Origin of the sequence: Nocardioides sp. (genome assembly GCF_029937575.1) — a bacterium.
GTDB lineage: Bacteria > Actinomycetota > Actinomycetes > Propionibacteriales > Nocardioidaceae > Nocardioides.
Map to the genome: position 1 here is coordinate 1 of NZ_JAPYPS010000016.1, position 19,760 is coordinate 19,760.

The following is a 19,760-nucleotide window of genomic DNA, read 5'->3' on the forward strand; positions in this document are numbered from 1 at the left end:
CGTGCTCCCCGAGCTGCAGGCCGAGATGTTCCGCAAAGCCCTCCAAGCACTCGCCGCGCCCAAGCACGTGCGTGCCACCGAGGGTGCCGGTGCCTACGACTACGAGAAGCCCACCCCACACAAGCTCGGTCTGGCGTTCATGGAGTACATCGAGCGGTACCCGCTCGACGCTCTCCCGAAGCAGGGTGGCCTGGCGGCGACCGTGGTGATCACCGCCGAGGCGGAGACGTTCACCCAGGGTGCGGAGAAGGCCGGTCACACCGAGACCGGGACCGGTGTCTCGCCCGGGCAGCTGATCCGGTTGGCGTGTGAGGCGAAGGTGTTCCCCGCGGTGATGGACACGGGCGGGCATGTCCTCGATCTCGGCCGAGGCACCCGGTTCCACACCGCAGCCCAACGCCTCGCCCTACTCGTTGAGCAGCAGCACTGCCAACACCCCTCCTGCGACACCCCCGGAGCGTTCTGCCACGTCCACCACACCACTCCCTGGTCCGACGGCGGCCACACCAACACCCTCGACGCCGTACTCCTGTGCCCCTTCCACCACCACCAAGCCCACGCCACCGGCCAGACCTACCCCATGAGGACGTAGACCGAGGCCTGAGAACACAAGTGCGGGGTGCGTCGCACCGCCCGGAATGACGCACCCGGACCAGGTCCCCGTCCCGGGAACATCACGGGACGGGTGTCGCGGGACACGGCGCACCTCGGTCGTGGTCTCGCGATAGCCGTCGCCGCTCAGGTTTCCTCATTCGAGCTGTTCCAGAGCTGGTGTTCGGCGCAGGAGCGGCGCGACCTCTTCACGCCCGAGTCGGCGCCCTCGGACCGGCGACCGCCGCAAGGGCGACCCACACTCGTCTCCGGGCAGTCCGCATAGACACGCTCGGGCCCCTTGGGTGCAGGTCATCGACTCACATCTTTGCGGCGCGGTTGGAAACCTGCGCAGCAGCCCAGAGGTGGATCTCGGCGAGGTGTCGGACGAGGTCACGCATGTCCCACCCGGGACAAGAAGAGACGGGCGCATCAAGATCGGTGAGCCGAGCGGCAGCAGCGAAGAGCTGAGCTTCCCGCTCAAGAGCGGCGACGTGGCGGTCGATTTCCATGTTGTTCTCCCATCCGCAGAGGATCGACCGTGACAGCCCCGACCTGGCACCACGGTCACTGCACGTTGGTGGGCCGAGTTCTGCAGGTTCGGCACTGAGATCGAGTACTTCCGCCGCCACGTCGACCACGGGCAGTCGGCGCTCGACCTTGCGTGTGTGGCAGCGGGCGCAGCCCAAGCACCAGCTCGATCATCCACGTCGCTATCGAACGATCGTCACGCACGACAGACTGCGTGCCGTCACGCTGGACTCTGCTCCGCATCGATCTGCTCGCGGCGACCCGTTGCCGAATCCATCGAACGATCGAGTCCGCGTCGTCGGCGACTCGGCTCGTGGCACGCTCCAGTGCAGCTACCCAAACGGCACACGAAACGGGCTCACGGCTGGTCGCTGGCGGGCGAGGTCAGCTGACGACGACCTCTACGGAGGGCGCCGCGCGAAGTCGACGGTCGGTGGTGACCAGCGGAAAATCGCGGAGGACCGCCAGCTGGACGTACAGGGCGTCGACGAGCCGCAGCTGATGGCGCCGTGACCACGTGCCGATGAGAAGGTCACTCACATCGTGACGTTGGATGGGAGCGGCGATGAGAGCGCGGAGTCTGGACTCGACGTCTTCGGCCTCAAGGTCGCCAGCACGATGCAATCGTCCCAACGCGGAAAGAACCTCGGCGTCGAGGTGCGCCGGTGCGTGCAGCGCTTGACCCTTGAGTCGTTGACGAACGGCGTCACCCAACTCGTTGTCGAGCAAGAGATCCACCATCGCGGAGGCGTCGACGACCACCTCAGCCATGGCGCGTTGGGGGCTCATCCCGCGCAGCGTCGAGCGCCTCGAGGGCACGGTCGTGTGGCACACGTTCACTCGAGGCAGTGGTGACCATAGTGTCAAGCCAGGCGTCGGTCGAACTCTTGGCCAGAGTTCGCCTCACCGCCTCCTGCGTCACCGCAGAGAGATTCAAGCCCGCCTCCTTGGCCGCTGCCGCGAGCTCGTCTGGAAGATAGACATTCAGTCGAGTCACACCACACAATATACACACATGTGCCCGAGCTCCTTGCCGTGACTCGCCTGCCTACTGCCACCCACCTCGCCGCTGACCGGGAGAGGGACGGCAGCCCACCTCCCGGCAGCAGGGAGCGAGCGACTATCCCCGGAGCGTGAACGCCAGGTTCTTGGCGGTGGCCCGCTTGTAGTGCTGGTCGCCCTGGTAGACGACGACCACCTTCCACCGCCCGGCCTTGAGGCGCTTCGGCAGCGCGATCCTGGACGAACCGTCGGTGACCGTGGCCTTCACCTTCTTCCTGACAGTGGCCCGCTTGCCCTTCTTCTCGACCTTGCCCGTCAGCTTCACCTTGACCTTGCCGGAGGCGGCGGACCGGTTCTCCGCGGTGGCCACGGTGAGCACGACGTGCGTGGGCATCTTCCGCCTCTTGGCGAGCTCGGCGCGCATCGCGGGGCTCACCTTGGGCAGTGGTGTCCAGGTCGCGGTGAAGGCGAGGTCTCCCCTGCTCCCGGCCTCCACGACGACCTCCATCGAGCTCCGCGTCAGCCCGGTGCCGGTCCAGCCGGCGAAGCGGTGGTCGAGCCGCGTCGGGTTCACGAGGGTGAATGCGGGAGAGTCGATGGAGTACGCCTCCGGGTTGTCGGTCACCGACCCGCCAGCCAGGTCGTAGGTGATCTGGTAGTCGGCGGTCGTCCACGTCGCGACGTAGGCACGCCTGCCGGTCGACCCGGCAGGGATCGCCACCGACGTCGTGGGCTCGGAGAGCTCGCTGCCGGTCCAGCCCGCGAAGACGTAGCCCGAGCGTCGCGGGTTGCTGAGCGTCAGCTCACCAGACTCGATCGTGTACTCCGCCGGGTTCGCCGCGGTGAGGTATCCACCGGCCAGGTCATAGTCCAGCTGGTACGTCAGCACGTCCCACTGCGCGGTGTAGGTACGGTCCCCGGTCGAGCCCTCCGGGATGGTGACCGACCTGGTCGGGGAGCTGAGTCCCGGCCCGGTCCATCCGACGAACCGGTATCCGGTACGCCGGGGCTCGCCCAGGGTGACGGCGTCCTCCGAGGTGTACGACGAGGGGTGATCGTCGTCGAACGAGCCGCCCTCGAGGTCGTAGTCGATCGCGAACGTCGCGACGCGACGCGACGCACCACGTTCGTCTTCGACGTGACGGTGTTGCCCGACTCGTCGCTCAGCACCGCGTACCACTCCTGGGTGACGTCCAGGTCGGGGTTGAAGGTGATCTCGCCCTGCTGCTGACCGACCAGCGTGACCGGATCCCCGAGGGCCTGGGGTGCACCGCTGGCGAACGTCACCCGCGAGGTGGCGAGAGTCCGTTCCTGGGTGCCGCCGAGGTCGACCTCGATGACGTAGTTCTCCGAGTTCTCTCCCCAGTACCCGGGCGTGCTCGGCTTCGGGACGTCCTGGCTCCAGCGGCCGTCCGACGTCGTCGTCTGCAGCCAGGGGCTGTAGGTGTTGACGTAGATGAGGTTGTTCTCGGCGTCGATGCTGAGGTTCTTGAAGAACCCGTGACCGCCCCACGCCCGCGTCTGGTAGTCGGTCAGGATCGAGAACACGCGCGTCCCCCCGCTGCTGGTCCGCGAGGTGACGAACGTGCCGGACTGGTGCCCGGACAGCACGAGCTTGACGTTGGGGTACGGATCGATCAGCTCGTTGATCATCGGGTTCGAGTACGGGTTGTTCGCGTCGCGCGCCCACAGGTGGTGGTGGGTCGCCATGATGACGCTGTGCTCCGGGTGGGAGCCGATCACCGACTGGGCCCAGGCGACACCGGCGGCCGAGTTCTTGGCCCCCGGCTCGACCGACCAGTGCCCCAGCTGGAGCCACAGGATCTTCGCACCGTTGATCTCACCGGTGTAGAAGAAGTTGTCGATGTCGTGGTTGCCTCCCCACGTCCACGGCGATCCCTCGAGACCGTCCTGGAAGCGCTTCATCGGGAAGTACTTCTGCAGCATCTGCCGACCGTTGTACGACTCGTTGTAGTCGTGGTTGCCCCAGGAGATCGCCAGCGGGATGTCCGCCTCCTCCAAGGCCAGAGCGGACGGCTCGGCGTTGCGCCACTGCCACTCGTCCTCGAACTCCTCCTTGTTGACCCAGTCACCGGCCTGGACGACCATCGCGGTCTTGCGCTCCTCCGCCTTCTCCGCGATGTACTCGAACTGCTCGGTCATGGTCCACGGAGTCGCCTGCGAGTAGAGCTGTGTGTCGCCGACGTGGTTGAAGGACCAGTCGTAGTCGTCGGCCGACGGCAGCACGTCATCGAAGTTCTCGCCCTCGGCCCACGGAAGAGCCGTGAGTCCGCGCCAGACGAGCACGGTCAGCACCCGCTGCGCCGAGACCGGGTTGTCGGCCGCCGTGGTCCGTACGTCGAGGTTGACCGCGTCGCCGCTCGGGCTGGCGTCGGCCTCCTTGAGCAGCCACTCCTGCGCAGCGGTGTCCCACACCCAGGCGGACACGGTCCGGGTGTCGGCCCTGCCTCGCCAGGAGAAGTGCCACTCGCCCTCCGCGGCCTGCTCCTCGGTGAGGGCCAGACGGTAGATCTGGAAGGGGTTGGTGTCCTCGCCCACGCTCGACGGCGTCAGCTCGCTCGTCGCAGAGCCGCTCGACGGAGTCAGCGCGCTCGGCTCGCGCGCGGAGCTGACGCCCGTGCGGACCTGTACGTTGCTCGAGTCCAGCGCCACGGACTCGTTCGCGTAGTACTGGGCCGACACCCTCTCCGGCAGGTCGGACTGCGGGGTGACGTGCAGTCGGAGCGAGTCGTTGGCGGGGCGCTGCGCGTCGGTGAGCGGAGTCGCCGGGGCAGTCGTGTCGCTCACGTCGAGGACGAGCACCGACGGCTCGGAGACCAGGCTCGGGTCGGCGCTGGCCGCGGCGGAGAAGACGACCTCGACGTCCGGTCCGGTGCTCAGCACGGGCACGTCCACCGTGAACACTCCTGCCTCCACCTGCTGCTCGAAGACCGTCGCCCCGTCGATGGCCGCACTCAGCAGCGAGCGCCTGGACACCGAACCGAACACCTCGACCGCACCTGCCTCGATCTCGGCCCCGTCACCGGGACGGCCCAGCGCGAGCACGAGCTCGTCGTCGGCCTTCGTCTCCCGGCCGCCGAACCGTACGGCGTCGCCGAAGTAGTTGTCGGCACGGAAGGCGTCCAGCTCCGGGATGAACTGCGTGCTGGCGATCCAGAGCTCGTCGACGACCCCGTGGAACGGCGCCAGCAACCGGTTCGGGTCGTCCGGGTCCACGCCCGCGTCGCCCACGGTCAGCGGTGCGTCGAAGAGGTTCGGGAACCGCTTGCCCTCGGCCATCGCCGAGTGGACCTCGGCCCCGTCGACGAAGACCGCGTAGGTCATCTCGTCGAAGGTGACCGTGACCACGTGGGGCTCGGCGTCCTTGGCGAGCTGCGCCGTGGCGTCGTCGTACGGCGTCAGCGCCTGGAACAGGCCGTCCGCCTTGCGCATGCCGATCTCCATGCTCGGCTCGTCAGCCCCGGGCACACTGCGCGCGACGAGGGCGTTGCTGTCGCCGCCGATGGCGGCCATGTCCTCGGGGGTGAGGCTGAAGATGGCCGAGACGGTGAACTTCTTGGCGTTGGCGCCGATGTTGCCGCCGTACTGCAGGCGCGAGGAGACGAAGCGCGCCGATCCGCTCGCGGGCAGCGCGGAGGAGGAGTTGGTGTCCGATTCCAGCTCGGAGCCCACGAGGGTGCCGGCGACCTTGCCGGTCGCGTCGGTGCGAGCCTCGCCGACGGCGATGTCGGCGTTGAAGTGCTCGACGAGCTCGAACTCCTCGGCCCACACGTCGCGGGGGTCGTTGCCGGGCGACCCGAGGCCGCCGAAGTAGGCCCAGACCACCTGCGACTCCCGCTTCGACAGCGTGTCGAGGCGCACCCAGACGACCGAGGTGCCACCGGGTTGCCAGGTCTCGACCTCGAAGGGCACCGGAACGCTGCGGTCGGTGAACACCGCGAACGCGTCCGCTGTGACGTCGGGGGTGTCCTCGACCTGCAGTCGCACGGGCACCTCGGTGAGGGTCCGACGCTGGTCGTTGGTCACGGTGATCGGCTCGCGCTGCGTGGCGCCGGGATCCGCCCAGGCGACCTCGCTGCCGTCCTCGGAGGCGACGCCGTGCAGCACCCGCAGTGCGGCCTCGGCGGCCTTGAGCCGGTCCAGGTGGTCGAGGGCCGTGCGTTGCGCCTTCGTCAGTCCCTTCACGGCGCTGCGTCCCGCAGCGACGGCGGGCTCGTCCTCCAGCGTCACGTCGGGTGCCGGCGGCAGCGCGGCGAGCTGGTCGTCGACCACAGACATCTCGCGGTCGACGCCGAAGCCCTCCGCGAAGTAGCTCACGCCGTTGCCGTTGACCTCGTGGCGGTTGATCGTCAGCCTGTCGTCGGTCACCTCGACCTCGAGGAACGACGGGTGGGAGTTGCTCGTGAAGCTGAGACCGCCACCGAGCCGCTCGAAGAGGCCCAGGTAGTCGTCCTCGCTGATCTCCTCGGGGTGGCCGTCCTCGAGCTGGCTGTAGTGCTTGGCGCCCGCGGTGCCGGGGTTGACGAACAGCGTGCCCTCGGGGTCGACCTTGTACTCCACCCGGACACCACCGATCACCTCCTCGATGACCTCGGCCTCGGGGTCGGCCGCACGGGCCTTCACCGGTGACGACGGATCCGAGAAGAGCTCCTTGGTGCGACTCCAGTAGTGGTCGTGGCCCTGGAGCACGAGGTCGATGTCAAGCTCGTCGATCAGCGGCACGAGGCGCTCGCGCATCCCCATGATCTCCTCGTCGAACGGGTGCGCCCCCGCCGTGTAGGGACCCTTGTGGGTGGTCAGGATGATCCACTTCGCACCGTTGTCGCGCGCCGCACCGACGTCCTCGCGGATCCACTCGAACTGCTCGTCGCTGATGATCTCGCAGCCCTCCGGGTTGCCGAAGCCGTGGAGCTGGCACCCGCCCCGACCCTCGTTGGTGTTCAGCATCACGAAGTGGGCGTCGTTGTAGTCGTAGGAGTAGTAGACGCCGGCAGAGGTGTTCTGATCCCCGGATGCCTGCAACGTGAAGTGCTGGGTGAACTCGTCCGGCGCGCTGTCATGGTTGCCCGAGACGGGCGCCATGGTGCTCGCCAGCAGGCTCTCCTGCGCGGCGCCGAGCATGTCGCTCCAGTCCAGCTCGTCGTCGCTGACCTGCACCACGTCGCCGGCGTGCACGATGAACTCCGACTCCGGCACCGTCCTGAGCGCCTGCGCGATCGTCTTGGCGGACACCACTGCATCGGCACCACCCCCGCGCGCCTGCGTGTCGGCGATGCCGATGAAGGAGAAGTCGTCATCACCGTCGGCCGTCTGGAACGACCCGTTCTCGCTCCACCTGCCGGTGAAGGTGTCACCTACCCGGTAGTAGTAGGTCATGCCCGGCGTCAGCCCGGTGGCGACCACGCGATAGATGGTCTCGCCCTCGTTGCTCTCCTCCGGCGAGGCGGCGAACGTCGCCGTCGCGTCGTCCGGGAAACGCGGGTCGGTGCTGACGATCGCGCCCGGCTCCACCGCATTGGTCAGCGCCTGGTACCAGGTGAAGGCCCGCTGGGTCCCGGGGTCGCCGTAGAAGGTGGAGGTGATCCGGTTCGGCATCTCCTCCGGGGCGACGTACTTGATCCTCGGCAGCAGCGTGTCGACATCCCACATCCACGCCTCGACGAAGTCCCAGCCCAGGCCGCTGTACGTCGACTTGTTGTGCTCGTCGAGGCCATCGCCGTCGTCGCCCACGACGACGTTGCCGCTGACGGTCGTGGCGGGTCCGAGATCCGCCCCGACGACGCCGTCGGTCGCCTCGGCCGCCAGGGCGGTGCCCTCTCGGACGAGGTTGTTGCGCACGACAGCGTCGTCGGAGACCTCTGCAACCACCCCGGCGGCAATGCCCTGGACGGCGACCTCCGCCTCCGTGTCGACGTCGTGGACCGAGCTGTGCTCACGCGACTGCGCGACGACACCCGCGCCGAGCCCGGCCGCAGGCGCCGTCAGCTGCGCCTCGGTGACCTGGACCTGCGTCACCACGGCCGAGCGCGCCGGCGTCCCACCGAGCGTCACGGCCAGGCCGGCCACCTTCTCGGTGCCCGCGACGGGTGCGAGCCGCACGCCGGAGAGCGTGAGGCCGCGTACGGTGCCGTGCAGCTCGCGGAAGAGGGCGAGGTCCTCGGAGCCGGCGGTCGGTGCGTAGGTGACGTCCTCGATGGTGTGGCCGTTGCCGTCGAAGGTGCCGGAGAAACGGTCGAAGCCCCCGAACTCGGCGCCGTCGAAGTCGATGTCGGCACCGAGACGGAAGAAGTCGGACCCGTAGACGCCGTAGTCGGACTCGATGGCCGCCTGCATCGCCTCGAGGTCGGCGGGCGAGGTGATCAGGTAGGGATCAGCAGCGGTCCCCCGTCCGTCGACACCGGCCTGCACGAACGGCGGGACCTGGGCCAGTCTCGGCACCGGGTGCCCCATCACCGGCTCCCAGCGCCAGGTGCCGGACGCGGAGAAGTCCCATCCGATGCCCTCGTAGGTGTCCTGAGCGGCCAGCTGCGCCGGCGTGGCCGGGGCACCGTCGTGGCCGATGCTCCAGGTCGTCGCCAGCTCGCCGGGGACCGAGACCAGGTCGATGTCGCTGTCCCACGCGAGGTCGAAGGAGCCGGTGCCGGCGGTCTTGACGGCCTGCTCGACATGACCCTCGGCGTCGAAGGTGCGGTTGTTGTTGGAGTTGACGAGGTTCTGCGTGGCCGAGCCCAGCCTGCTGGCGGCGATCCACCCGGTGCCGAACGTGCGGTTGGCGTTGGTGTTGGCGTCCATGTAGATCCACCCGGACCTGACGACGTTCGCACGCATCGTGGTCGAGGCGCTCGGCACCAGGGTCACGAAGGCCGCCGATGCGCCGCTGCCCTGCGTGTCCTCGTTGAGTCGAGTGTCGACCACCAGGTTGCGCTCGATCGTGGGACTGCCGCCCGAGACCTGGTTGAGCACGGCGCTGGGGTACTTCTTGCCGATGACGTCCACGTTGTCGAGGTAGTTGTCGGCGATCACGCTGCTGCCGGAGATCCGGTTGACGAGCGCCGAGGCACGCGAGTTGGTCGCGGTGATGGAGGCCTTGATCAGCTCGACCTTCGAGTCGATGACCGAGTTGCCACTGACCGTGACGTCGGTGCCGCTCTCCAGCAGGACCGCTGCGAAGTGTCCGGCCGACGGCGGGTCACCTGCGACCGTGACGGTGGCTCCGACCAGGGTGAGGTCTCGGATCGTCGCGCCGGTGGCGCTGCGGAAGAAGGCGGTGCTCGTGCTCGTCGCGTAGCCACCGATGTTGCTGACGGCGTGGCCGTTGCCGTCGAAGGTCCCGGTGAACGTGTGGAACGTCGGGAACGTCGCCCCCTGGTAGTTGATGTCCGCCTCGACCCGGTAGGTCAACGGCGCATACGTCTCCGGGTCGGCGTTCACGGCCTCGGCGGCGGCCGTCAGGTCGTCAGCCGAGGCGATCAGCACGGGGTCAGCCTCGGTGCCCGACCCGCTGAGCTCGCCGACGGTGGCGGCGGCCGCCGGGCCGGCGATCACCAGCAAGGAGCCGGTGAGCGCCGCGGCCACGACGATCGACAGGCGGCGCGGGGAGAGCATCTTCATGGCGGCCTTCACTTCTTGTGGGTGTAGGAGAGGGCCTTCGAGGTGGCCTTGGCGTAGAACTGGTCGCCCCGGTACCTCGCGGTGACCTTGTACGTGCCACGGGGGAGCGACTTCGGGAGCTTCGCGGTCGACGTGCCGGCCTCGAGGGTCGTCGTGACCTTCTTGGTGACGCGCACCTTCCGCTTCTTGCCGCCCGCCCCCTTGGTGACCTTGCCGGTCACCTTGACGAATATGCGGCCGGACGGAGCGTCGAGACCGGCGGCCTGAGGCACCAGGGCCTTCACCTGGGTCGGGCGCTTCTTGCCCTTGGTCTTCTTGACGTAGGACAGCGACACGCGTGAGGCGACCTTGGCCTGCTTCTTCCAGGTCGCGGTGAGCACGAGGTCGCCCGCCGTGCCCGTGGGGATGACCAGGGCCGTGCTCGTCTCACCGAGGCCCGCCCAGCCCGCGAAGTCGTACCCCGTGCGGGTCGGGTTGAGGATCGTGAGCGGAGCCGACGTCACCGTGTAGGAGGTCGGGTTGCCCTCAGGGGCAGTGCCGCCGGCCAGGTCGTAGCTGATCGAGTGCACCTGGTGCCAGGTGGGCGCATAGCTGCGCAGACCCGTCGAGCCGCTGGGGATCGTCACGACGAGCGTCGGCCCGGCCAGGTCGGTCCCGGTCCAGCCGGCGAACTCGTAGCCGGCGCGAACCGGGGTGGGCAAGGTGATCTCGTCCGACTCGATCGTGTAGGTGCCCGGGGCCGGGCCGTCGAATCCCTCGTCGTCGGCGAGCTCGTAGATGATCGTGTGGACGACGGGCGTCCAGGTCGCGGTGTAGGAGCGTGCCTCCGAGGAGCCCGCGGCGACGACCACCGTCGTGACCGCACCATTGAGGTCCGTGCCGGTCCAGCCGGCGAAGGCGTAGCCGGCGCGGGTGGGGTTGACCAGGCTGAACTCCTCGCTCTCGACGTTGTACGACGTGGGGTTGATCCCGCCCGCCGTACCGCCGGCGAGGTCGTAGCTGATCGCGTAGCCGATCGGCGTCCAGGTGGCCGTGTAGCTCCGGGTCCCGGTGGAGCCGGAGGCGACCGCGACGTCAGCGCTCGTGCCGTCGATGTCGGTGCCGGTCCAGCCCGCGAACGTGTAGCCGGCACGGGTCGGGTTCACCAGCGTGAACTGGTCGCTCTCGATCGTGTAGGACATCGGGTTGCCCTCGACCGAGCCGCCCGCGAGGTCGTAGCTGACCGCGTAGGACACGGGGGTCCAGGTGGCGGTGAACCGCAACGCCGTCGTCGGGTAGCGCGGCAGCGTCACGGCGAGCGCGGACCCGTCGACGCTCGGACCGCTCCACCCGGCGAACGTGTAGCCGACCCGGGTCGGGTTGACCAGCGTCGTGTCGGTGGCGTAGCCGTGGGTGGCGGGGTTGGCCCCGTCGTCGGTCCCGCCGGCGAGGTCGAGGTCGAGGTCGACGCTCGGCATGCTCACCCCACGGGGAAGCGGGTGCTCGCGCTCCTCGTCCCAGCGCCAGGCACCGACCTCGGAGGAGAAGTCCCAGCCGAGCGCCTCGTACGTCGCCTGGTCGGCCAGCTCCTCGCGCGAGGTGTAGGTGCCGAGGTCACCGAGGGTCCAGGCGCCGACGGTGTCGAGCGTCGTCGAGCCGGACCAGAACACGTCGTACGGATTCGGGGTGGGTGCGTCGGTGTGCCCGACAGGCGCCTGGGCGTCGATGTTGTTGTTGGCGTTCACCAGGTTGCCGGTGCTCTCGCACCCGGAGGCCGCGGTGCGGATCCACCCGTAGTTGGCGGGCGAGCTCTGCCGGATCGCGCCCGAGAGGACGACGTTGCCGGTGAGGGTTCCCGAGCACGAGCTGTGTCCGTTGAGGAAGGCCGCACCCGCTCCGGAGCTGCCGTTCTGCGTGATCGACGTGTCGAGGACGAGGGTCTGCGAGACCGCCGCGTCGCCGTTGGCCCAGCCGATCGCCCCACCGACACGCTTGTCGCCGTTGATGGTGACCCCGGCGAGCAGGTTGCCCACAAGGGTGTTTCCGCCGCCGACCGCCTTGCCGGCGAGGCCACCGACGCCCGAGGAGTTGTCGGTGTTGTCCGGGGACCTCACGGTCGAGCCGATCAGGGCAGAGCCGGTGATCGTGGCCCCGTCGATGCGGGCTGCGAAGCCGGCCTGCTGGACCCGGTCGGAGGAGCCGCCGGTGGTCAGCGAGGTCAGCTCGCGCAGCGTCAGGTCCCGGATCGTGCCCTCGAGGTGACGGATGAAGCCGGTCTGGGTCGAGCCGGCGTCACCGGCGTCGGCGACCGCACCAGGCTCCAGCGTCAGGTCGCTGATCGTGTGGCCGTTGCCGTCGAGCGTGCCGGAGAAGCGGTCGAAGGTCGCGAACGTCCCGCCGTCGTAGTCGATGTCCCCGGAGAGCTCGAACCACGCAGCGCCAGCGCCGCTCTGCTCCGTGTCGGCGTTGACCATCGACGCGGCGGCGTCGAGGTCCGCGGCCGACCCCACGACGTACGGCGACCCCTCGGTGCCCTCGCCGGCGAGCTCGCTCACCACGATCGTGACCGGGCTGGGCACCGCGATGTCGTCGCCGTCGGCCGCGGTGACGGTGGCGGGGTAGCTCCCCGGGACGGTGAAGTCGACGTCGCTCACGTCGACGTCGAGCGTGCCGCGGTCGACGGTCGCGCCGAAGCGGGCGAGCAGCTCGGCGACCGTCGGGCTGCTGCCCACCTGGTAGGACGTCGTGCTGGTGACGACCGCGATGACCGGCAGCTCCACGACCGGCTCGGCCGCCGCGCGCAGCACCGGGTGCTCGGCCTCGGCATCCCATGCCCACACGGTCTCGAAGTCCCAGCCCAGGTCCTCGTAGGGGGCCGGGGTCCGCAGCTCCTCGGACGGCGTCGACGTGCCGTCGTTGCCGAGGACCCACTTGTTGGGAGCGTCGTGCGCGTAGCCACCGCCGGAGCGCCGGGTCCACCGCAGCGCGTGGTCGGCCGGGTCGGTCTCGGCCACGGCGGGGAAGCCCACTCGGTTGTGGTCGGAGGTGACCAGGTTGAGGCCGTAGCTGTCGATCTGCTCGTGGTTGGCTCCCGCGATCCAGCTCACCGTGTTGCCGTTGGTGCCGGTCGCGTGCGAGTACACCGAGCCCGAGTAGACGACGTTGCCGGAGATGTCCTGCCCGTCGGCTCCGGCGCCGCCGTAGTTCACCAGCACGCCGGCGTTCATGTTGGCGCCCCCCGCCCCGTTCTCGGACATGTGGCTGCTGGACGGGTCGGCGGCGACGAGGTTGTTGGTGACCGTCGAGAAGGCCCCGTGGTAGCCGACGAAGGCGCTGACGTACTTGCCCGCGCTGTACACCGTGGTGGCGCCGCCGATCATGCTGTTGGACACGGTCGTCGGCTGGTCCGTCGTCCCGTCGATCCTCGAGACGAACCCGGCGTCGAAGGAATTCTCTCCCTCCGAGCTCTCGTTTCGCACCGTCGCGTCGCGCACGGCGACACGGTCGATCGTCGAGCTCGTCGCCTGGGTCGACAGGCCCGCGGTGACCGCCGAGGTGGCGTCCGGCGCCAGCGTCGTGCCCGACTTCAGTGCCGTGGCCTGGTCCAGCGTGAGGCCGACGACCGTGGCGCCGTCGAGCACCGCGAAGAAGGCAACGCGCTCGGTGCTGCCGTCGACCCACGGCGTGTAGACGAGGTTGCTGATCGTGTGGCCGCCACCGTCGAAGACGCCCGAGAAGCGGTGGAAGCCGGCGAACTCGGCGCCGGCGTAGCTCAGGTGCTCGGTGAGCTCCACGTGACGCGGGCCGAACGTCTCGTAGTCGCTGTTGACGGCGGCTGCCACGGCGTCGAGCGCGGCGACGTCGCCGACCAGGTAGGGGCTGGCCTCGGTGCCCTCGCCGACGACGCCGGCGATCTCCACCGGCTCGAGGATCCAGGTGGCGGTGTAGGAGCGCGCCCCCGACGAGCCGGACGGGATCGTGACGGTCGTCGTGGGCCCGTCCAGGCCGGTCCCGGTCCAGCCGCCGAAGGTGTAGCCGGCTCGGGTCGGGTTGGCGAGCACGATGTCGTCGTCGCTCTCGATGTACGTCTCCGGGTTGTCTTCGGTGGCCACGCCGCCGGCGAGGTCGTAGGTGATCGCGTGGCCCGAGATCCACGTGGCGGTGTAGCTGCGGTCGCCGGTGGAGCCGGACTCGATGGTCACCGTCTCGGCGGGCTCGCCGAGGTCGGTGCCGGTCCAGCCGCCGAACGAGTGGCCGGGGCGAGTCGGCGTCTCGAGGGTGAGGTCATCGCTCTCGATGGTGTAGGTCGCCGGCGCCGGGTTCTCCACGGAGCCGCCGGCGAGGTCGACGTCGAGCACGTAGTCGGTCAGGGCCCAGCTCGCGACGTACTCACGGTCGCCGGTCGACCCGGACGCCACGGTGACCTCGAGCGTCGCCTCGGCGAGACCGGTCCCGGTCCACCCGGTGAAGGTGTGGCCGGGGCGGGTCGGCGGAAGGATCGTGAGGTCGGCGTCCTCGGAGGTGTACGCCGTCGGGTTGGCGCCGTTCGCACCGCCGTCGAGGACGTAGGAGATCTCGTCGAAGCCGTCGAGGTCGGCGCGCGCGGGGACCGGGTGATCCAGCTCCGCCGCCCAGCGCCAGCCGCCGGTGCCGGCGGCGAAGTCCCAGCCGAGGTCCTCGTAGGTCGCCTGCTCGGCGAGCTGCTCGGGGCTGGTGTAGGTGCCCAGGTCGCCCACGGTCCAGCTGCCCGTCTCCGAGAGCGGGGTCGAGCCCAGCCAGAGCAGGTCGTAGGGGTTCGGCTCGGGCGCGACGGTGTCCCCGACCGGGTCGGCCGGGTCGATGTTGTTGTCGGAGCTGACCAGGTTGTCCGAGGAGGTGCACCCGTTGGCAGAGCGGACCCAGCCGTAGCCGGCCGAGGCCACCTGCTCGACGAGCCCGGACACCACCACGTTGCCGGTGATGTCACCCAGGCATGCGGTGTGGCCGGTGATCATCGCGGCGCCGGCGCCGGCGTTGCCGTGGTGAGCGACGGAGGCGTCGACGACGAGGTTGTCCGAGACCGTGGCCGCACTGTTCTGCCAGCCGACCACCCCGCCGACGCGCTTGTCCCCCGACACGGTCGTGCCCGAGAGCAGGTTGCCGCTGATCGTGGTCGAGGCCCCACCGAGGCTCTTGCCGACCAGGCCACCGACGGCCGAGGAGTTGTCGGTGTTGTCCGGTGAGCTCACCACCGAGTCGACCAACGACGATCCCGTCACCGTGCCACCGGCGCTGCGGGCGGCGAACCCACCCACCTGGACGCGGGTGCTCGAGCCACCCACCGCCGCCGCGGTCGCCCGCTTCAACGTCAGGTCCTCGATGACGCCGCCCGACAGCACCTGCACGAAACCGGTCTGAGTGGCGTTGGCGTCTGCGGAGTCGGTGGTCGTGCCCGGTCGCATCGTCACGTCGCTGATCTCGTGGGCGTTGCCGTCGAAGACCCCGGAGAACTCCCGGAACGTCTCGAACGTGCCACCGGCGTAGTCGATGTCGGCCCCCAGGCGATAGCTGAGCGATCCGTACGTCGAGGTGTCTCCGTTGACGTTGGCAGCTGCCGCGTCGAGGTCCGCAGCCGACCGGATCACGATCGGATCGGCCGTCGTGCCCGAGCCCGTCAAGCCGTCGATGACGGCTGCCACGGCCGGGGCGGGGGCAACGACGGCCAGGCCACCGCTGCCGACCGCGAGACCGAGGACTGCGACGCCGAGGCGTGCGAGGAAACGGGGGGCCCGTCCGGGCTCCGGGTGTGACATGGGGGCTCTCTCCACTGGATGTCGCGCACGACCGAGTCCCGACGGGGCTGCCGGGCAGGAGGAACTCAACTGACTCCGGGTAACCGTCGGCGAGGTGCTCGCGACCGGATTGCGAGGACCAGATGAACAAGCGTCTTAGCGCTGCGGGAGGCCTCTGCCCAGAACGCCCGTCGGATCACTCGCCGTTCACGGGGTGTCCACCGCGGCGTCGGCCGGCTGTGGTGTCGTCCGCTGCGATGAGACGACCAGGAGGGCTCCGGCGCGCGGCGATCACCTCGGCAGCGGGGGTGCTCGTCTGGTGCGCCACAACCCCGGCGGCGGTGGCGCACCCCTTCGGCGATCCCCAGTCGGCCGAGATCAGCGTGACACCGCAGGGACTGCGCATCACCTGGAACGCCGCCGTCGACGACCTCGGCCTCCTGGCTGCCTGGATCGGGGCGAGCGACGGCACGGGCAGCCTCATGGTCTTCGAGGACGGCGAATTCCTCGAGGACGAGTCGACGGAGCTCCCCGGGGCCCAGCTGGCCCGCGCCCCGCAGCTCGCCGACTACCTCCTCGACCGGATCGAGGTCAGCGCTGCCGGAGAGGTCTGCGCGGGCGAGCTGCTCCACGTCGACGACGTCGAGACGTCGGGGGCCACGCTCGACTTCGACTGCGGTGGGCCGGTGCCTGCTGCGGACGTCCGGATCGCCACGCTCACCGACATCGACGATACCTACCGGATCCTCGCCGCAGGGCCCCACGGACAGGGTCATCTGTACTCGACCGTCGCCGCCGTCCATCGTTGGGTCCTCAGGGACGCACCGGTCACGAGCAGCCCGGGAGCCGGCGCAGCGGAGACCACTGCTCCCGCGGCAGGGCCGGAGAGCCGAGCACACAGCGCGATGACCCAGCTGGGGAGCATCGGTGTGGGCGTCGTGGTTGCCGTCGGGGTCGCCCTGCACGTGGCCCGTCGCCGACGGAGCAGGACGTGATCGGCTGCGCCGGGTCTCGTGGTCGGTGGAGCGAGTGAGTCAGCCGGGCTGCTCGGCCTCGACCGCACGAGCCGCCGCCCACCGGTAGTCCGCCTTTCCGGAGGGCGAGCGCTCCACCTTCGCCACCCGGACGAACCCCTTGGGCACCTTGTAGCCCGCGACGTGGCGACCACACTCGGCCCGCAGTTCCTCGTCGGTGACGCTCGCGCCGTCATGGAGCTGGACGACGGCGACGACCTCGCTCCCCCACCGTGGCGAGGGCCGGCCGACGACCACCACGTCACGCACCGCGGGGTGCTCGACGATCGCCCGCTCCACCTCCTCGACGAAGATCTTCTCGCCGCCGGAGTTGATGGTGACGCTGTCGCGTCCGAGCAGCGCGATCCGGCCGTCCTCGAGAAGGTCGGCTCGATCGCCCGGGACCGACCAGCGCACGCCCGCGATCGTCGGGAAGGTCCGCGCCGTCTTCTCGGCGTCGCCCAGGTAGCCCAGCGGGACGCGGTCGCGGCGCGCCAACCAGCCTCCGGACTCCCCGGGCTCGAAGGTCCGCGACATCGCCTCGTCGACCACGGTCGTGTCGGCCTGGGGGGTGAAGGTCGCGGCCTCCACCTCGGCACCCTTCAGCGACATCGAGCTCATCTGCAGCCCGGTCTCCGACGAGCCGGCTGCGTCCATCAGCAGGATGTGGGGCAGCGCCTCCAGGATGCGGGTGCGCACGCTCGGGGTGAGCGGCGCGCTGCCGTTGTTGATGGCCGCCAGCCCGCTCAGGTCGTACGGCGTGCCTGCCGCCGCCGCGCGCTCGACCTCCTCGACGAGCGGGAGCGCGACGGCGTCACCGACCACGGGGAAGCTGACCGCCTTCTCCCGGATCGCCACGGTGAGCGCGCCGGCCGCGTCGAAGCGGTGCACGTCGTCCGGGATCACGATGCTCCCGCCACCGGTGATCATGTGGAAGGTCGACCACTGGGCGGCACCGTGCATGAACGGCGCCACCAGCAGCATCGTCATCCGGCCCGCACCCGACGCGGCGTGCTCCGCGACGGCGTCGTACGACTCGAACGGCTCGGTGCCACCGAAGACCGTGCCGCCCATCGAGGAGACGTAGATGTCGTCGTGGCGCCACAGGACACCCTTGGGCATCCCGGTCGTCCCGCCGGTGTAGAGGATGAAGAGGTCGTCCCCACACGGGGTCGGCATCCCCGCGGGGGGCGCCGGCGTGACCAGCACCGCCTCGTAGTCGAGGGCTCCCGGGAGCAGGTCGTTGCCGCTCTCGTCGGCCACCTGGACGAGGACGCGCAGGTGCGGCAGCCGGTCGCGGATCGCCGCGACCTGGGGTGCGAACTCGGCGTGGTAGACGAGCACACTCGTGCGGGCGTCGGCGAGGAGGTAGACCAGCTCGTCGGCGACGTAGCGGTAGTTGACGTTGATCGCCGCGCACCGAGCCCGGTAGGAGGCGACCATCGCCTCGAGGTACTCGTTGCCGTTGCGCAGGTAGATGCCGACGTGGTCCTGCCCCGACTCGTGGCCGGCGAGCGCGGAGCCGGTCCGCTCCGTGTGGCAGCCGAGCCCCTGGGCGACCAGGTGGTGCGCGAGGCCGTCGATGCGTGCGTTCATCGCGGCGTACGTGATCCGCTGCTCGCGCCAGACCATCACCTCCTGGTCGGGGACCGCCCGCGCCACGGTGTCGAAGACGGTGGAGAGGTTGAATCCTCCGGTGACGGGCTGCGAGGTGACCATCGCCACAAACTAGAACGCGTTCTAGGATGCGGCAACCGCGGGCCGACGGCACGGACTCTGCGGGAGCCCGAGCCACGCGTGCCCGACGACCCCGTAGATTCAGGACCCATGCGCGCCAGGACGTCTCGGTGACAGCCGATCTCGTCTACCTCGTCGCCGGAGGCTGCCTGCTGCTGGCCGTGGTCATGCCGACCCTCCTCGGCCGCGCACCCGTCACGTCGCCGATGATCCTGGTCGGCCTGGGCATGCTCCTGGGCACGACCCCGTTGCCCGACGACCTCCCGCTCAACCCGCAGGAGAACCGCGCCGCCATCGAGCACGTCACCGAGCTCACGGTGATCGTGGCCCTGATGGGCGTGGGCCTCGCCCTCGACCGGCCCCTCGACCTGCGCCGGCGGGCCTCGCGGTGCGCCTGGTCGCCCACGTGGCGACTCCTCGGCGTCGCGATGCCACTGTCGATCGCCGGCGTGGCCCTGCTGGGCTGGTGGGCGGGCCTCGCACCGGCCGTCGCCCTGCTGCTCGGCGCCGTCCTCGCACCGACGGACCCGGTCCTCGCCTCCGACGTCCAGGTCGAAGGCCCCTCGACCTCGGACCAGGAGGCGGTCGACGACTGCGAGCCCATCGACGAGGACGACGAGGTCCGCTTCGCGCTCACCTCCGAGGCCGGCCTGAACGACGGCCTCGCCTTCCCGTTCGTCTACCTCGCGGTCCTGGTCGCGGCACCGTCCTCCCTCGTGGCCACCACCGCGGAGTGGGTCGGCTGGTACCTGGTCGGCAAGGTCGTCCTCGGCCTGCTCGTCGGCGCCGTCCTGGGCTGGGGACTGGCCCGGTTCGCCTTCAGCTCCTCCAGTCCTGCCCTCCGCGTGGCCGAGCGTGGCGAACCCTTGCTGGCGGTCGCGGCGCTGACCCTGGCGTACGGCGTGTCGGAGGTGGCAGGCGGCTACGGCTTCCTCGCGGTGTTCGCGTGCGCCCTGGCCTTCCGGGCAGCCGAGCGACAGCACGCCTACCACCGCGCCATGCACGAGGTGGTCGACCGCCTCGAGCGGCTCCTGACCCTGTTCGTCCTGCTGGTCCTCGGGATCGCCCTGACTCGCGGACTGCTCGTCGCCCTCGACTGGCGCGGCGTGGCCATCGGCCTGGCCCTCATCCTGCTCGTGCGTCCCCTCGCCGCCTGGGTCGCCCTGAGCGTGCGCCCACCCGCGGCCGACCTACGCGGCGGCATGACCGGTCCCGAGCGGCTGGTCACGGCCTTCTTCGGGGTGCGCGGCGTGGGCTCGCTCTACTACCTCGCCTACGCGGCAGGCGAGGTCGAGGAGTTCGGGCAGGGGTGGCTGTGGTCGACCGTCGGCTTCACGGTGGTCGCCTCGGTGCTGATCCACGGCTCGCTGGCCGGACCCGCGATGAGCTGGCTGGAGCGACGCGACCACGCCACGACGGAGCCGAGCGACTGAGCCGCCGTCCATCGGGTTATTGACACGCGTCAACTTGTGGCTAGGATCACACGCAGCCTACCCCGAGGAGA

9 protein-coding genes and 2 pseudogenes are annotated in these 19,760 nt (G+C 69.8%); 3 read left to right on the forward strand and 8 right to left on the reverse strand.

Annotation, left to right across the window (positions count from 1 at the left end; translation table 11 throughout):
- Positions 1-592: HNH endonuclease signature motif containing protein (locus Q1K33_RS07915; RefSeq protein WP_300402470.1), on the forward strand; the 592-nt coding region annotated here is incomplete at its 5' end.
- Positions 593-911: 319 nt separating this feature from the next.
- Here the strand turns inward: Q1K33_RS07915 and Q1K33_RS20725 are convergent.
- The 7 genes and pseudogenes from Q1K33_RS20725 to Q1K33_RS07940 form a co-directional block, all read right to left on the reverse strand.
- Positions 912-1,103: a maleylpyruvate isomerase N-terminal domain-containing protein gene (locus tag Q1K33_RS20725; RefSeq protein ID WP_363319658.1), complete on the reverse strand. Its 192-nt coding sequence runs from the start codon at positions 1,101-1,103 to the stop codon at positions 912-914.
- A gap of 403 nt (positions 1,104-1,506) precedes the next feature.
- Positions 1,507-1,911, reverse strand: a complete 405-nt coding sequence (locus Q1K33_RS07925; RefSeq protein ID WP_300402474.1) for a type II toxin-antitoxin system VapC family toxin — start codon at positions 1,909-1,911, stop codon at positions 1,507-1,509.
- Positions 1,886-2,137, reverse strand: a complete 252-nt coding sequence (locus Q1K33_RS20730; RefSeq protein WP_363319659.1) for a type II toxin-antitoxin system CcdA family antitoxin — start codon at positions 2,135-2,137, stop codon at positions 1,886-1,888. Before Q1K33_RS20730 ends, Q1K33_RS07925 begins: the two co-directional genes overlap by 26 nt.
- A gap of 105 nt (positions 2,138-2,242) precedes the next feature.
- Positions 2,243-3,013, reverse strand: a complete 771-nt coding sequence (locus Q1K33_RS07930; RefSeq protein ID WP_300402476.1) for an InlB B-repeat-containing protein — start codon at positions 3,011-3,013, stop codon at positions 2,243-2,245.
- A 57-nt stretch (positions 3,014-3,070) separates the two neighbouring features.
- Positions 3,071-3,814 (reverse strand): annotated as a pseudogene (locus tag Q1K33_RS20735) (hypothetical protein); the annotation flags it as partial.
- Positions 3,730-9,756 (reverse strand): annotated as a pseudogene (locus Q1K33_RS07935) (metallophosphoesterase); the annotation flags it as partial. The pseudogenes Q1K33_RS20735 and Q1K33_RS07935, both read right to left, overlap by 85 nt.
- 8 nt (positions 9,757-9,764) lie before the next feature.
- Entirely contained in the window at positions 9,765-15,527 is a 5,763-nt protein-coding gene (locus tag Q1K33_RS07940) for an InlB B-repeat-containing protein (protein ID WP_300402480.1), read from the reverse strand.
- Between the two features lie 236 nt (positions 15,528-15,763).
- On the opposite strand from Q1K33_RS07940, the gene Q1K33_RS07945 reads away from it, so the two are divergent.
- Complete coding sequence (locus Q1K33_RS07945) at positions 15,764-16,501, forward strand: hypothetical protein (protein ID WP_300402482.1); 738 nt, start codon at positions 15,764-15,766, stop codon at positions 16,499-16,501.
- 39 nt (positions 16,502-16,540) lie between these two features.
- Here Q1K33_RS07945 and Q1K33_RS07950 read toward each other — a convergent pair whose 3' ends face one another.
- Positions 16,541-18,238, reverse strand: a complete 1,698-nt coding sequence (locus tag Q1K33_RS07950; RefSeq protein WP_300402484.1) for an acyl-CoA synthetase — start codon at positions 18,236-18,238, stop codon at positions 16,541-16,543.
- Between the two features lie 128 nt (positions 18,239-18,366).
- Between Q1K33_RS07950 and Q1K33_RS07955 the strand changes: the two genes are divergently transcribed.
- Entirely contained in the window at positions 18,367-19,689 is a 1,323-nt protein-coding gene (locus tag Q1K33_RS07955; protein WP_300402486.1) for a cation:proton antiporter, read from the forward strand.
- The last annotated feature ends 71 nt before the right edge of the window (positions 19,690-19,760 follow it).

What these genes read in the sequence shown, in the direction of transcription:
- Q1K33_RS20725 (WP_363319658.1), bottom strand. Translation starts at nt 1,103, where the DNA reads ATGGAAATCGACCGCCACGTCGCCGCTCTTGAGCGGGAAGCTCAGCTC.
- Q1K33_RS07925 (WP_300402474.1), bottom strand. Translation starts at nt 1,911, where the DNA reads ATGAGCCCCCAACGCGCCATGGCTGAGGTGGTCGTCGACGCCTCCGCG.
- Q1K33_RS07940 (WP_300402480.1), bottom strand. Translation starts at nt 15,527, where the DNA reads ATGTCACACCCGGAGCCCGGACGGGCCCCCCGTTTCCTCGCACGCCTC.
- Q1K33_RS07945 (WP_300402482.1), top strand. Translation starts at nt 15,764, where the DNA reads ATGAGACGACCAGGAGGGCTCCGGCGCGCGGCGATCACCTCGGCAGCG.
- Q1K33_RS07950 (WP_300402484.1), bottom strand. Translation starts at nt 18,238, where the DNA reads ATGGTCACCTCGCAGCCCGTCACCGGAGGATTCAACCTCTCCACCGTC.